This is a genomic window from Hydrocarboniphaga sp. FW305-C-57, assembly GCF_058783045.1.
This window is the reverse complement of sequence record NZ_JBYSYG010000001.1, coordinates 674,801-688,805: the sequence shown is the minus strand read 5'-3', so window position 1 is coordinate 688,805 and position 14,005 is coordinate 674,801. Positions and strand designations below refer to the sequence as shown.

11 protein-coding genes are annotated in these 14,005 nt (G+C 65.3%); 4 read left to right on the top strand and 7 right to left on the bottom strand.

All coding sequences use genetic code 11. From position 1 onward, the window contains the following. Nucleotides 1-5 precede the first annotated feature (5 nt). On the bottom strand, nt 6-1,109 hold the full coding sequence (locus AC3WUM_RS03195; RefSeq protein ID WP_492408653.1) for an NAD(P)/FAD-dependent oxidoreductase: 1,104 nt from the start codon (nt 1,107-1,109) through the stop codon (nt 6-8). A gap of 17 nt (nt 1,110-1,126) precedes the next feature. Further along, a complete protein-coding gene (locus tag AC3WUM_RS03190) occupies nt 1,127-2,278 on the bottom strand; it encodes a LacI family DNA-binding transcriptional regulator (protein ID WP_492408652.1) in 1,152 nt (383 codons plus the stop codon). 40 nt (nt 2,279-2,318) lie between these two features. Here AC3WUM_RS03190 and AC3WUM_RS03185 point away from each other — a divergent pair, with 40 nt between their 5' ends. Together AC3WUM_RS03185 and AC3WUM_RS03180 are read left to right on the top strand one after the other, a co-directional pair. After that, complete coding sequence (locus AC3WUM_RS03185; RefSeq protein WP_492408651.1) at nt 2,319-2,522, top strand: hypothetical protein; 204 nt, start codon at nt 2,319-2,321, stop codon at nt 2,520-2,522. Nucleotides 2,523-2,678: 156 nt separating this feature from the next. After that, nucleotides 2,679-4,772 carry a 3-hydroxyacyl-CoA dehydrogenase NAD-binding domain-containing protein gene (locus AC3WUM_RS03180; RefSeq protein WP_492408650.1) on the top strand — a complete coding sequence of 698 codons (2,094 nt, stop codon included), beginning with the start codon at nt 2,679-2,681 and terminating at the stop codon, nt 4,770-4,772. 301 nt (nt 4,773-5,073) lie between these two features. Here the strand turns inward: AC3WUM_RS03180 and AC3WUM_RS03175 are convergent, their stop codons facing one another. After that, nucleotides 5,074-6,240, bottom strand: coding sequence for an epoxide hydrolase family protein (locus tag AC3WUM_RS03175; protein WP_492408649.1), 1,167 nt, complete (start codon nt 6,238-6,240; stop codon nt 5,074-5,076). Then, nucleotides 6,237-7,460 carry a cytochrome P450 gene (locus AC3WUM_RS03170; protein ID WP_492408648.1) on the bottom strand — a complete coding sequence of 408 codons (1,224 nt, stop codon included), beginning with the start codon at nt 7,458-7,460 and terminating at the stop codon, nt 6,237-6,239. Before AC3WUM_RS03170 ends, AC3WUM_RS03175 begins: the two co-directional genes overlap by 4 nt. 193 nt (nt 7,461-7,653) lie before the next feature. Between AC3WUM_RS03170 and AC3WUM_RS03165 the strand changes: the two genes are divergently transcribed. After that, the gene (locus AC3WUM_RS03165) at nt 7,654-8,436 is read left to right on the top strand and encodes an SDR family NAD(P)-dependent oxidoreductase (protein WP_492408647.1); all 783 of its coding nucleotides are present in this window, start codon (nt 7,654-7,656) and stop codon (nt 8,434-8,436) included. Nucleotides 8,437-8,457: 21 nt separating this feature from the next. On the opposite strand, the gene AC3WUM_RS03160 is transcribed toward AC3WUM_RS03165, so the two are convergent. Both AC3WUM_RS03160 and AC3WUM_RS03155 read right to left on the bottom strand, forming a co-directional pair. Beyond that, nucleotides 8,458-9,915 (bottom strand): aldehyde dehydrogenase family protein, encoded by a 1,458-nt coding sequence (locus AC3WUM_RS03160; RefSeq protein ID WP_492408646.1) that lies wholly within the window; start codon nt 9,913-9,915, stop codon nt 8,458-8,460. Between the two features lie 7 nt (nt 9,916-9,922). Beyond that, on the bottom strand, nt 9,923-11,098 hold the full coding sequence (locus AC3WUM_RS03155) for a thiolase C-terminal domain-containing protein (protein ID WP_492408645.1): 1,176 nt from the start codon (nt 11,096-11,098) through the stop codon (nt 9,923-9,925). Nucleotides 11,099-11,223: 125 nt separating this feature from the next. Between AC3WUM_RS03155 and AC3WUM_RS03150 the strand changes: the two genes are divergently transcribed. Beyond that, on the top strand, nt 11,224-12,780 hold the full coding sequence (locus AC3WUM_RS03150) for an AMP-binding protein (protein ID WP_492408644.1): 1,557 nt from the start codon (nt 11,224-11,226) through the stop codon (nt 12,778-12,780). A 156-nt stretch (nt 12,781-12,936) separates the two neighbouring features. Here the strand turns inward: AC3WUM_RS03150 and AC3WUM_RS03145 are convergent, their stop codons facing one another. Beyond that, the gene (locus AC3WUM_RS03145; protein WP_492408643.1) at nt 12,937-13,905 is read right to left on the bottom strand and encodes a flavin reductase; all 969 of its coding nucleotides are present in this window, start codon (nt 13,903-13,905) and stop codon (nt 12,937-12,939) included. Between the last annotated feature and the right edge of the window lie 100 nt (nt 13,906-14,005).

Sequence of the window (14,005 nt, the reverse complement as noted above, 5' to 3'; positions counted from 1 at the left end):
GCGTTTCAGCCCGCCTGTTCAACCAGCGAAGCGACGACTTCGGCAATCGCGAGCGAGGCCGTGAGTCCGGGCGATTCGATGCCGAACAGGTTGACGAGTCCGGTCACGCCATGCGTGCCGGAAGCTTCGATGCGGAAGTCCGCGGCGGGCTCGCCGGGACCGGAAATCTTGGGGCGGATGCCGGCGTAACCGGGCGCGAGACTGCCGTCCTGCAGCGCCGGCCAGTACTGGCGGATCACGTCGTAGAAGCGGTCGGCGCGACGCGGATCGACCTGGTAATCGGGCTCGGAAACCCATTCCACGTCAGGGCCGAAGCGCGCCTGTCCACCGAGGTCGATCGTCAGGTGCACGCCGAGCCCGCCCGGCTCGGGTACCGGATAAATCAGCCGAGAGAACGGCGCGCGACCGCCGAGCGTGAAGTAGCAGCCCTTGGCGTAATAGGCCTTCGGCACGTGCGCGGACGCAAGACCTTCGACGCGACTCGCGATCGCGGGCGCATCGAGCCCGGCCGAATTGATCACGTGGCGCGCACGCAAAGCCGGCTCGTCGCCGACATGCAGTTCGATGCCTTCGGCCGTCGGCACCAGGCGCGTGACGGGCGACAGATACGCGAGCATCGCGCCGGCCGCTTCGGCCTGGCCGAGCAGCGAGAGCATGTAACCGTGCGAGTCGACGATGCCGGTCGACGGCGAGATCAGCGCGGCCGTGCAGTTGAGCGCCGGCTCCAGGCTCAAAGCCTCGGCGCGGTCGATCAGGCGCAGGTCGTCGACGCCATTGCCGATCGCGGCCTGGCGCAGCTTTTCGAGCTCGCCATGCTGCGCTTCGTTCGTGGCGACGATGAGCTTGCCACTGCGCCGATGCTCGACGCCGTAGCGCTCGCAATAGTCGTAGAGCTGGTTGCGCCCACGCACGCAAAGCTGCGCCTTGAGCGAGCCGCGCGGGTAGTAGATGCCCGCGTGGATGACCTCGCTGTTGCGAGAGCTCGTGACGGTGCCGAACGCATTTTCGCGCTCGATGATGATGGTTTCGTGGCCGGCCCGTGCGAGCTCGCGAGCGATCGCGAGCCCCACCACGCCAGCGCCGATGACGATGCAGTCGACAGAATCCAATCCCGCTCTCCGTCGTGTCAGCGTTGCGGCGCGGGGCCGGTGCTGCCGCGCACTTTCAATGTGGTTTCGATCTCCACGGTCGGCGATGTCTTGCCCTTGATCGTGGCGAGCAGCGCTTCGCCCGACAGCCGGCCGATCTCGCTCGTGCGCACCTGCAGCGTCGTCAGCGGCGGGTCGAGCAGCGAGGCGATCTCGATGTCGTCGAAGCCCGAGATCGACAGCTGCTCGGGAACGCGGATGCCCATCGCACGCGCCTCGGCGAGGGCACCGGCGGCGAGCAGGTCGGTGGCGCAGATCAGCGCGGTCGGACGCGTCTTGAGCGCCATCGCCTTGCGCAGGGCCTCGCGCCCGGCCTCGATCGAGTACGGGCCGTAATAGATGCGATCAGGCTTGAACTCGACGTCGGCGAGCGCGAAGGCATCCATCACGCCCTCGATGCGCGAGCGCGCGCGCTCGTTGTGCTCCGGATCGCCGGACACCATCGCGAACTGGCGATGACCCAGATCGAGCAGATGCCGCACGACTCGATGCATCGCGCGGCGGTTGCTGATGCCTACGCAAGGATGCGCGCGGGCCTCGTCGACCGACCAGGCGCAGACGTAAGGCAGGCGCGCCTGCTCGATGCGCCGGAAGATCGCGGATGGATGATCGGTACCGATCAGCACGATGCCGTCGATACCGCGCTGCACGAGCCGCTCGACCACGGCGGCTTCTTCCTTGAGATCGTATTCGTGCGTCGCGATCAGCAGGTGATAGCCGGCTCGGCCGAGCGTCTTTTGCAGGGCCTGCACGAAGTCCGAGAAGATCGGGTTGTTGATCGTCGGCAGCACCGCGCCGATGGTCATGCTGCGGCGCAGGGCGAGCGCGCGCGCGGCGCCGTCGGGCACGTAGCCGAGCCGGTCGGCCGCCTCGCGCACCTTGCGCAGGGTGTTGGCGCGCACCGCGTCGGGCGACGACAGCGCACGCGAGGCGCTGCCGAGCGAGACACCCGCGAGCCGGGCGACGTCGATGAGCCGCGGACGGCCGGCGGCGGCCTCGTCGAGCTCGTCGTCCGGAACGGTCGTTTCGATCTCCGGCTCCACCGGCGCCTCGACCTTCGCCTTGACTTTGGCCTTGCGGACCAGAGCTGCCGCTGCCGTGCGCGAGCCTGATGCCTTCGTGCGCTTCATATGTCCTTGAGTCCCTGTCGCCGCCCTTCCTGAGCGATTCGTGGCGGAATTTGATGATCGTTTCATCGGCTCGGCGACTTTCGGGTTTCTCTTCTGGGTCGCAGCCTTGGCCGCTGTCTTCCGTGCCGTCCGGCGATCTTACTTGAAGCGTTTACAAATTACAGCGCCGATCATCGACGAAATCGTCCGGGCGACCCTCGCGGCCTATTTTTTAGCATCCTGTTTGAAACTTTCCAGCGAGTGAGGGACGACCCTGTCCATCACCAGTGGGAAAAGCCGGCGGATTGTTTTAGTATCCCATTTAGAAGCGCTTCATCGCTTCAAGCTTCGAAAGCCCATCAGAAAACCGCCACGCAGACGCCGCCCGCCGGCACGCTGCGGCCGCCCCGAGGAGATTCTCGTGTCCACCGTGGACTATCGCGTCATCGACGGCGTCGCCGTCATCACCCTGAACAACCCGCCCGTCAACGCGATCGACCAGGGGATTCGCGTCGGGCTGCTCGAATCGGTCGGCCGCCTGGCCGCCGACGAGTCGGTCAAGTCGGCCGTGCTGATCGGAGCCAACGACACCTTCGTCGCCGGCGCCGACATCAAGGAGTTCGGCAAGCCGCTGCCGCCGCCGACCACGATCGAAGGCCTGACCGCGATGGAGACTTCGCCCAAACCGATCGTCGCCGCGCTGGCCGGCAACACGCTCGGCGGCGGCCTCGAGATCGCGCTCGCCGCGCACTGGCGCGTCGCGCTGGCCAAGGCCAGGCTCGGCCTGCCCGAGGTGTCGCTCGGCATCATGCCGGGCGCCGGTGGCACCCAGCGCCTGCCGCGCCTCGTCGGCGGCGCCAAGGCGCTCGACATGATCCTGAGCGGCGCGCCGGTGAACGGCAGCAAGGCGCTCGAACTCGGCATCGTCGATGAGCTCGTCGAAGGCGATCTGCTGGCCGGTGCGATTGCGTTCGCCAAAAAGATCATCGCCGAAGGCCGTCCGCTGCGCGTGACCAGCCAGCTGCAGGACAAGGTCGCGAACACCGATCCGGCGATCTTCGCCGACGCGATCAAGAAGAACGAGAAGAAGTGGAAGGGCCTGCTGTCTCCGTACAAGATCGTCGAGGCGGTGCAGGCCGCCTGCACGCTGCCGTTCGCCGAAGGCGCGGCACTCGAGTTCAAGGTCTATCGCGAAACCCAGGCGAGCCCGCAGCGCAAGGCGCTGACCTACATGTTCTTCGCCGAGCGCGAAGCCGCCAAGATTCCGGACGTGCCGCGTGACCTGAAGCCCGCTCCCGTGAAGTCGGCCGCCGTCATCGGCGCCGGCACCATGGGCGGCGGCATCGCGATGTCGTTCGCCAACGCCGGCATTCCGGTCAAGATTCTCGAGCTCAAGCAGGAAGCGCTCGACGCCGGCCTGGCCCGCATCAAGGGCAACTACGCGACCTCGGTTTCGCGCGGATCGACCACGCAGGCGCAGATGGACGAGCGCCTGTCGCGCATCAGCACCACGACGGATTACGCCGACATCGGCGACGCCGACATCGTCGTGGAGGCGGTGTTCGAGAACATGGAAATCAAGCAGGGCGTGTTCAAGACGCTCGACGGCGTCATGAAGCCCGGCGCGATCCTCGGCACCAACACCTCGACCCTCGACATCGACCAGATCGCCAACGTGACCAAGCGTCCGCAGGACGTGATCGGCATGCACTTCTTCTCGCCGGCCAACGTCATGAAGCTCGTCGAGAACGTGCGCGGCGCCAAGACCTCGCCCGAGATCATCGGCCGCACGATGGCGGTGTCCAAGCAGATCGGCAAGGTGCCGGTGCTCGCGGGCAACTGCGACGGCTTCATCGGCAATCGCATCCTCGCCGCCTACGGCCGCGAGTGCGATTTCCTGCTCGAGGAAGGCGCCACACCGTGGCAGATCGACACCGCGCTGCAGGGCTTCGGCTTCCCGATGGGCCTGTTCCTGATGCGCGACATGGCCGGCCTCGACGTCGGCTGGCGCATCCGCCAGTACCGTGAGCAGTTCCGTGACAAGACGCAACGCTACTCGCCGATCGCCGATCGCATCTGCGAACTCGGCCGCTACGGCCAGAAGACGGGTGCCGGCTATTACAAGTACGACGGCCGCAGTGCCACGCCCGATCCGGAAATCGAAGCGCTCATCGTCAAGGTATCGGCGGATCTGGGCATCGAGCGCCGCAAGGTCAGCGACGAGGAAATCGTCTGGCGCGTGCTGTCGGTGATGGTCAACGAGGGCGCGAGGATCGTCGGCGAAGGCATCGCGATCCGCGCGTCGGACATCGACGTCACCTACGTGTTCGGCTACGGCTTCCCGCGCCATCAGGGCGGGCCGATGTTCTGGGCCGAGCAGCAGGGCCTCGACAAGGTGCTCGAAAAGATTCGCGCCTACCACGCCGAGCAGGGCGAGTTCTGGAAACCGGCCGAACTGCTCGAGAAGATCGTCGAGGCAGGTAAAACCAGCTGGAAGGATGCGGCCGGGCTTTGAGACGGCTTTAGGCGCATTTCGCTAACTAGCGTCCCCTCTCCTGCGTGCGGGAGAGGGGCTTTCGGCGTTCGATTCATCGTCCCGACATCGAAAGACTAAAGCCCCTCTCTCCCCCGCTACGCGGGAACTCTCTCCCGCAAGCGGGAGAGAGGAACATCGGCGGAAACCGCGCAACGCGATCGCTCCCTTGCAGTCCCCTCTCCCGCCTGCGGGAGAGGGTGGTCCGCAGGACCGGGAGAGGGGCTGGTGGGAGAACCAGCGCCCTGTGCAGGCGGCGACAGCCGCACGGAGAGTGTTCGCCTCAGCGGAAACGCGAAAAGAACAGCCGCAGGTCGTCGACGAAAGCCAGCGGCTGCTCCATCGCGGCGAAATGCCCGCCGCGCTTCATCTCGCTCCAGTGCACGATGTTGTACTTGCGCTCCAGCCAAGCCCGCGGAAAGCGCAGGAATTCCGCCGGGAAACGCGCCATGCCGGTCGGGATGCTCACCGAGGGCAGCTGCGTGCGGCGCCGGTCCGGATGCGCGTCCTCGAAGTAGAGCCGCATCGACGAGGCGATCGTGCCCGTCAGCCAGTACAGCGAGAGATTGTCGAGCAGCTTGTCGATCGTGAACGCGCGCAGCGGATCGCCGTCGCAGTCGCTCCAGGTGCGGAACTTCTCAAGCAGCCAGCCGGCCAGCCCGGCCGGCGAATCCATGAGCCCGACCGCGAGCGAACTCGGCTTGGTCGACTGCAGTTCGCGATAGGCCATCTCGGTCTTGAAGAAGCGCGCGTTGTGCTCGACGTCGGCAAGCGCGGCCGCATCGAGTCCGGCGCGCGGATCGGCCGGATCGGCGGGCGGGGCGCTCGCCACGTTCAGGTGCAGGGCCTCGACTCGCGCCGAACAGTTCGCGCCCAGCAAGGTGCCGATCAGCGTGCCCCAATCGCCGCCTTGCACGAAATAACGCGCGTAGCCGAGCGATCGCATGATCGCGTCGAAGGTCTTGGCGATGTCATCCGCGCCGAAGCCGCGGCGCGTCGTCGGACCCGAGTAGCCATAGCCCGGCAGCGAAGGCACGACCACATGAAACGCGTCGCGTGGATCGCCGCCGTGCGCGCGCGGATCGGCGAGCGGGCCGATGACGTCGTGAAACTCGACGACCGAGCCCGGCCAGCCGTGCACGAGCAATAACGGCTTCGCATCGGGCTCGGGCGAGCACCGATGGTAGAAGTGCAGGTGCTGGCCTTCGAATTCACTCGTGAACTGCGGATGCGCGTTGAAGCGGGATTCGTAGCCGCGCCAGTCGTAATCGCGCTCCCAGTAGCGGCAGAGCGATTGCAGTGCTCCGAGCTCGACGCCGTAATCCCAACCGGCCTCAGGCAGCTGATCGGGCCAGCGCGTACGCGCAAGCCGCGTGCGTAGATCGTCGATCTGCGAAGGCTCGACCGCGACGCGAAACGCCTGCGGCCGTGCGATGAGAGCAGCGCTCATCGATTCCACTCCAGCTGCAGCGAACGCACCGCCAGGACGATGCCACCCGCCGTCGTCGGTTGGGTTCCCGGCACGAGCCGGAAGTCCGGAATGCGGCGCATCCATTCGTCGAGAAACACACGTAGCTCAACGCGCGCGAGATTCGCTCCCGCGCAGGAATGCGCACCGAGACCGAAGCTGATGTGGCGCAGGTTCGGCCGCTTGAAGTTGACCGCGAGCGGATCGTCGTAGGCTTTGTCGTCGAGCCCGGCGAGCACGAGCGGCAGCAGAATCTGATCGCCCTGCTTGAGCGAGACACCGTGGAATTCCATGTCGCGCACGACACTGCGCGGGATGTTCGGAATCGCGTAGACGCGCATGAGTTCTTCGACGGCCGCCGGAATCAGCGACGGATCCTCGACGAGTAGCTTGCGCTGCTGCGGATTCTGCGCGAGATACCAGGCGAAGAAAGACATCGCGTTGCGCACGGTATCGAGCCCGCCGTGCACGAGATTGCGCGCCATCGACACGCCTTCCTCGAGCGTGACCTTGCGCCCATCGACGATGCCGTTGACGAGCTGGCTGATCAGGTCTTCGCCCGGGTTGCGCTGGCGCTCGGCGACGACGTCCGTCACGTAGCGCACGGTGAATTCCCGCGCCTTCCTGCGCTCGGCCGGATCGGGATGCGAGAGCACGTTGTCGACGTTGCTCATGAGCAGGAAACGATCCTCGAACGGCAGATCGAGCCAGCGCATGATGATGAAGATCGGCAGCTTCTGAGCCACTTCGACCGCAAAATCGCAGCTGCCCTTGGGTTGCACCTCGTCGAGGATTTCGCGCATGAGCTCACGCGCATAGTCTTCGAAGCGAGAGACCTGCTTGGCCGTCGTCAGCGGAGACAGCAGGCGACGATACTTGAGGCTGTCGGGCGCGGGAACTTCGGTGAACGGCACCGGCGTCGGGCTCGACGCGCTGCGCGGAATCACATACGGAAACGTGGTGAACGCATCGTGATCCTGAAACACCTCGCTCATGATCTCGCGGCGCGTGGCGATCCAGTGTCCGCCCTGATGCGGCGTGTAGACGATGTCCGGCCCGGAACGCAGACGCATGTAGGCCGCGCGCGGATCCTGCTTGAACAAGGGATCGTTGACGTAATCGAAATCGACGACCAGATGCGACGGAACGTGCGGCGGAACCAAGACCTGGGTCGCGGACGTGCCGACAGGTGAATCAGCCATGCTTCTCTCCTCGTAGGGCCGCATCGTTTCGATGCACTGCGATCTTCAACAGCCGCTTTATGGTGAGTTTCAGCGTTCGGCCGGCTGCTTCTGGCCGCGCTTCTCTTGTCTCCTTATATAGTGCACTATCGATACGGAGTCCAGCATTTACGGGCTTTAAGTCGCATCGGTCGATCACCACGGCGGTCTTCACATGAATTCCATTCTCGACACCTTCTTCGGGCTGCAAGGCCGCACCGCCCTGGTGACCGGCGGAGCCGCGCGCATGGGCTTCGGCATCGCACGCGCGCTCGCCCTGGCCGGCGCGAAGCTCGTGATCGCCGATCGCGATGCGCAGGCAGCCGAGATCGCGGTCGCGAAGTTGCGCGAGTCCGGTTGTGCGGCCCGCGCCTACATCATCGACCTGACGAACGAGAGCGAGATCGGGCCGATGTTCGACGCGGCTCGCACCCATTTCGGCACCGTCGACATTCTCGTCAACAACGCGGGCAGCTATCCGAAGTACGACTTCCTGCAGATCACCGCCGAGCAGTGGAACGCGGTGCATCAACTCAATCTACGCAGCCTGTTCGTCTGCATGCAGCAGGCCGTCAGCCTCATGCTCGAGACTGGACGAGGTGGACGCATCGTCAATGTTTCGTCGGTCGCGTCCGTGCATCCGGCGACCTTCGGCAATGCGCACTACAGCGCGGCGAAAGCCGGCGTGAATGCGCTCACGCGGGGTGCTGCGCTCGAATTCGCGGCCAAGGGCATCACCGTCAATGCGATCCTGCCCGGGCCGATCGCGAGCGACGGTCCGCGCGACCCGACCGCGGCTCCGGTGCTCGGACCGGCCGCGAACCCGCAACGCTGGATCACCGGCCGCATGGGCACGGTCGACGAAGTCGCGGCGGCCGTGCTGTTCTTCGCGGGTGCCGGCGGGGCTTACACGACCGGACAGACACTCGCGGTCGATGGCGGCTTTCTGGTCAGCTGAAAGTCGCCATCGACCGCCGATTCACCACTCGAAGCGAATCGCCGCCATCTTCGTGCGCGTGTAGAAGCGCAGGCCCTCGAGGCCCTGCTCCTTGAACGCCGAGCCCGAATCCTTGAAGCCACCGAAGGGCTGATGCACGTCCCAGCCCGAAGTCGGCAGATTGATGCTGACCTGGCCGGTGTCGGCTTCATCGAGGAAGCGCTGTGAGTCACGCAGCGAATTCGTGAACAGCGCAGCCGACAGGCCGTACTGCGAGTCGTTGACCGCGGCGATGGCCTCATCGAACGAGGCAACCGCACGCACCGCGACGACGGGGCCGAACACCTCGTCGCGCCAGATCGGCATCTGCTCGGTCACACCGGTGATCAGCGTCGGCTCGACGAAACAGCCCTGGCTCAGCGACTCGCCCTGCGGCGCATTTCCGCCGACGAGTATCGTCGCGCCCGATTCACGCGCGCCCTGCACGTGCGAAAGCACTTCCTTCTGATGACGACGGCTGACCACCGGACCGATCTTGGTCCCGGCCTGCGTACCGGCGCCGAGCGCGAGCGCCTTGAGCGCATCGGCGAGCTTGGCGACGAAGGCATCGTGCACTGACGCTTCGACGATGACGCGGCTCGTCGCCGTGCAGCGCTGTCCGGCCTGCCCGAAGCCGGCACCGACGATCGTCGTCACCGCGAGATCGAGATCGGCATCGGCGAGCACCACGGATGCGTTCTTGCCACCCATTTCGGCCTGCAGGCGCACGTTGCGACCCGCGAGCTTGCGCGATAGCCCAAGACCCACTTCGGTCGAACCCGTGAACGTCACCGCCGCGATGCGCGCATCCCCGAGCATGAGTTCGTCGAGCGCCGCGTGATCGGCCATGACCAGATTGAGCACGCCTTCGGGCAGGCCCGCATCGACGAGCGCCTTGACCAGATACCAGGCCGCGAGCGGCGTCTCGCGCGCCGGCTTCAGCACCACCGCGTTTCCGCTGATCAGTGCGGGGCCGAGCTTGCGCGCTGGCGTCAGCATCGGATCGTTCCATGGCGTGATCATGACGACGATGCCGATCGGCTCGACCATCGCCATCGCGTGCGTACCGGCACGGCCGTCGGCGATCTGTCCACCTTGCGGCAGGCGCGCAGTCGCCGCGTAGAAGTCGAGAAAGTCCGCGCTCTTCTCGACTTCTACACTCGCCTCGGCGAGCGTCTTGCCGTTTTCGAGCGAGATCACACGCGCGATCTCGTCGCGCTGCGCGCGCAGCGTCAAGGCGGCCTTGCTGAGCACGCCCGCACGCGAGATCGCCGAGGTCTTGCGCCAGATCACGGCGCCCTTGGCGGCTGCATCCATCGCCCGACTCAGCTGCTCGCGGCTCAGAAGCCTGAAGCGTGCGAGCACTTCGTTCTGATTGGCGGGGTTCAAGTCGTCGATCGGCTCGCCGGCCTCGCCTTTCTCCCAGTTGACGCCGATTCGATAGTCGATTTCGAAGCTCATGTCGTGCTCACTTGCGCAGGATGGTGACGACGCTCGCACCGCCGAGACCGACATTGTGCTGCATCGCGACGCGCGCGCCCTCGACCTGGCGCTTGCCCGCTTCGCCACGCAGCTGCCAGACGAGTTCGCACATCTGCGCGATGCCGGTCGCTCCGATCGGATGCCCCTTCGACAGCAGGCCGCCCGACGGATTGACGACGACGCGGCCACCGTAGGTGTTCTGCTTTTCGACAATGAACTGCTCGGATTCGCCAGGCTTGGTGAAGCCCAGCGCTTCGTAGCAGACGATTTCGTTTGGAGTGAAGCAGTCGTGGAGCTCGACCACGTCGACATCTTCCGGCCCGACCGAAGCCAAGTCGAAAGCCTTGGCCGCAGCGCGCGCGGAGACCTTGGCGCCGACCACGTCGCACATGCTCATCGAAGCGAAACTTTCATCGACGTCGGTCGCAAGCGCCTGGCCGGCGATACGCACCGCACGATCGAGGCCCAGACGACGCTTCACGCGCTCCGAGACGATGACCGCCGCCGCCGCGCCACAGGTCGAAGGCGAACACTGGAACAGCGTCAGCGGCCCCCAGATCGGCTTGGAGTTGAGCACCGCTTCGACCGTGGTGGTTTCACGGAAAAGCGCATACGGATTGTGCTGCGCATGCGCACGCGATTTCACCGAGAGCATCGCAAACGTCTCGTCCTTGTAGCCGTACTTGCGCTTGAGTTCGTTGTAGGCGCCGCCGAACACCTGCAGCGGAATCGCGGTGTCTTCTTCCCAGCCCTGGATCGCGCGTGTCGCCTCCTTGATCTTCGAGAACATCGGACGATCGGCAAACGAATTCATCGGCGAGCCCTGCGGCATCTGCTCGAAACCGACCGCGATGGCGATGTCGGCGTCGCCGCTTTCGACCGCTCGGCGCATCAGATAGACCGAGGATGAGCCGGACGCGCAGGCGTTCTCGACGTTGACGATCGGAATGCCCGTGAGCCCGAGGCGGTACAAGGCCTCCTGGCCATTGCAGGAATCGCCCATCGTGTAGCCGACGGCGGCTTCTTCAATCTGCGAATAGTCGATGCCCGCGTCGGCGAGTGCGGCGCGCACGGCCGCTTCGGCCATCTTCTCGTAGGTTTCGCTCTTGCCGGGCTTGAGGAACGGAATCATGCCGACGCCGGCGATATAGGCCTGGGACACTGGAAATCTCCTCCAATCGTTGGGTGGCCAGGCCCTGCGACCAGGCTCTGGAATCTGTTGGTCTAAATGGTATCCTATTCAAATCACGACATGCCAACCGCCGGCGGTCGCACCGAGTCCTTCCGATGAACGACGTCCTGCATTCCCTTACGCTCGACGGCCTGCTCGAAGAGCATCGCCGCACGCATCCCCATGGCATCGCCGCGGTATTCGAACATCGCGTCTTCACCTATCCACAGCTCGCCGATCGCGTGATCCAGCTCGGCAACGCGCTGCAGGCTTCGGGTGTCGGCATCGGTGACCGCGTGCTCTGGATGGGCCAGAACACGCACGCGGTTCTCGAGCTGCTGATCGCCTGCGCACGCATCGGCGCCCAGTTCTGCCCGCTCAACTGGCGGCAGACCGCGGCCGAGATCGCCTTCGTGATCGACGATCTCGAGCCCAAGGTCGCGATCTGGCAGGACCAGGAGATCGGCGCCACCGTGCTGGCCGCGCGCGAGGCCGCGCGCTTCAAGCCGGCGACCTGTGTCGCCTTCGACTCGCACGGATCGGATTCCTACGATGCCTACGTCGCTTCGGGCTCGCGCTTCGATGCGATGGCCGCCGAAGGCCGAACCAGCGATCCCTCGCTGCCGTGCATGATCATGTACACGGCCGCGTTCACGGGACGACCGAACGGGGCGATGATGAGCCAGACCGCCCTGCTCTGGCAGAACCTCTCGCTCGTCGACATCCAGGCGCTGCGCAGCGAAACCGTGTTCCTGAACTCCGGTCCGCTGTTCCACATCGGCACGCTGATGGTCAGCACCGCCGTGTTCCACGTCGGCGGAACCAACGTCTTCATCCGCCGCACCGATGCGCGCGCGGTGGCCGAGCACATTCACAATCATCGCTGCACGCTGGCCTTCCTCGTCGGCAAGACGCAGCACGAAATCGTCGAACTCAATCGCGGCGGTCTCTACGATCTCAAATGCCTGCGCTCGCCGAGCCTGTCGCCCGAATGGGATGCGATGGTCACGGTTACGCCGGAGCGCAGCCTGTTCGGTTTCGGCCAGACCGAAGTCGGTGGTCCTGTGGTCTGGCAGTACTACGGCTTCGGCAAGTGCGCCTCACGCAACGGCCGCACCGGCCCGGTCGCGATGGTGCGCATCCTCGATGCGGACGACAACGAAGTCGCGCCGGGTGAAACCGGAGAGATCGTCATTCGCGGGCCGACCGTCATGCACGGCTACTGGCGCAGGCCCGAGCTCAACGCGCAGCGCCAGCGTGGTGGATGGCACTACACGAACGACCTCGGCCGCCGCGAGAACGACGGCTCGCTGAGCTTCGTCGGGCCGAAGACGCAGATGATCAAGTCGATGGCCGAGAACATCTATCCGGCCGAAGTCGAAGGCTGCCTGCGCTCGCATCCGGCAGTCGCCGACTGCGGCATCATCGGCGTGCCCGACGACAAGTGGGTGCAGAGCGTGAAGGCGATCGTGCAGCTCAAGCCGGGCAGCAGCGCGACGCGCGAAGAACTCATCGAGCATTGCCGCGCCCACATCGCCTCGTACAAGAAACCGCGCCATGTCGAGTTCATCGAGAAGCTGCCGCGCACGGCGGCCGGCGCGGTGGACTATGCGACGCTCGACAAGCTGTTCGGTGGCGGCAACTATCCTGGTGGAGCGACGCGCGGGGCGTGACAGGAGCCATTGCTTTCTCCGTCTCCCTCCGGGGAGGGCCGCGGCAAGAAATTTTCAGCGATAGCCAGGTCTAGCCATCACCGAATATCCCTCATCCGGCGCTATGCGCCACCTTCGCCCGAAGGAGAAGGGCAAGGGCCTCGCATGCAGGGATTCTCAATCCGCTTTCTTCCACAGCGGCGGGGCTTCTACCGAGGTACGGCGAGCGAGGCGACGCACGAGATGCGTCATCACCTGGACTTCGGTCGGGTCGAAGACTTCGAGGGCATCGTCCTCGATCGATTTCGTCGCCGCGACGATTTCGATGCCGAGCTCACGACCCGCATCGGTCAGCTGCACGATCGCCTGTCCGTCCTTGCCTTCGATTCCCACGAGCCCTCGACGGGCCAGCGGCTCGAGGGACTGGGCGTGCACGCGCGTGCCCGTGATGCGCACCAGCGCATCGAGTTCGTCGATGCTGCGGCTGTCGCGAATGCCGAGGATGCCGAGCACCTGATGCCCCACATCGTCGAGCTCGCGCTCTTCGAGAAACGCTTTGAGCTGAAAGCGCATCTGGTGATACACGCGGCCGAGCAGATAGGTCAGCGCATTGCGGCCGAAGCTCTCGCTCGAATAGCTCGCGTCCTCGGCCGCGTACTCCGCCGGCTTCTTCACCGCGAGCGCGTAGCCGCCGGACTGGTAGACGAGCGATGGCAGGTTGAAGTGCTCGAACTTGAGAACCTCACCGACGAAGATCATGTGGTCGCCACCTTCGTAGCGATAAGCCATGCGGCATTCGAATCGGGCCGCGCAGTCGTTCAGCAGCGGAACTCCGCCATGCCCGCGCGCAAAGTCGAGCCCGCCGAACTTGTCGGTTCCGCGCTTGGCGAAGCGATCGGACATCGGCTGCTGCCTGGTGGACAGGATGTGCACCGCGAAGTGATCGCTGTCCATGAAGGCCGGCAGGCTATTGGCGTTCTTGGCCAGGCTCCAGAGCACCATCGGCGGATCGAGTGAAACCGAACTGAAGCTGTTCGCGGTCAGGCCTACATCCTGGCCCTGCGCATCGCGCGTGGTCACCACGGTGACGCCGGTGGTGAAAGCTCCGAGGGCGTTACGGAACTGCCGCGGATCGATTGGATTCACTGCGCTCTCCTCCTGCTGCGCCCGCGATTTAGCTTGGATTTCGATGCCGGATCGGGCCGGCTGGAACGGGCATTCAAAATGGTACACTATTATTCGGCGA

Excerpts from the sequence above, each read along its gene's own strand:
- AC3WUM_RS03190 (WP_492408652.1), bottom strand. The coding sequence starts at position 2,278 with ATGAAGCGCACGAAGGCATCAGGCTCGCGCACGGCAGCGGCAGCTCTG.
- AC3WUM_RS03150 (WP_492408644.1), top strand. The coding sequence starts at position 11,224 with ATGAACGACGTCCTGCATTCCCTTACGCTCGACGGCCTGCTCGAAGAG.
- AC3WUM_RS03165 (WP_492408647.1), top strand. The coding sequence starts at position 7,654 with ATGAATTCCATTCTCGACACCTTCTTCGGGCTGCAAGGCCGCACCGCC.
- AC3WUM_RS03170 (WP_492408648.1), bottom strand. The coding sequence starts at position 7,460 with ATGGCTGATTCACCTGTCGGCACGTCCGCGACCCAGGTCTTGGTTCCG.
- AC3WUM_RS03175 (WP_492408649.1), bottom strand. The coding sequence starts at position 6,240 with ATGAGCGCTGCTCTCATCGCACGGCCGCAGGCGTTTCGCGTCGCGGTC.
- AC3WUM_RS03160 (WP_492408646.1), bottom strand. The coding sequence starts at position 9,915 with ATGAGCTTCGAAATCGACTATCGAATCGGCGTCAACTGGGAGAAAGGC.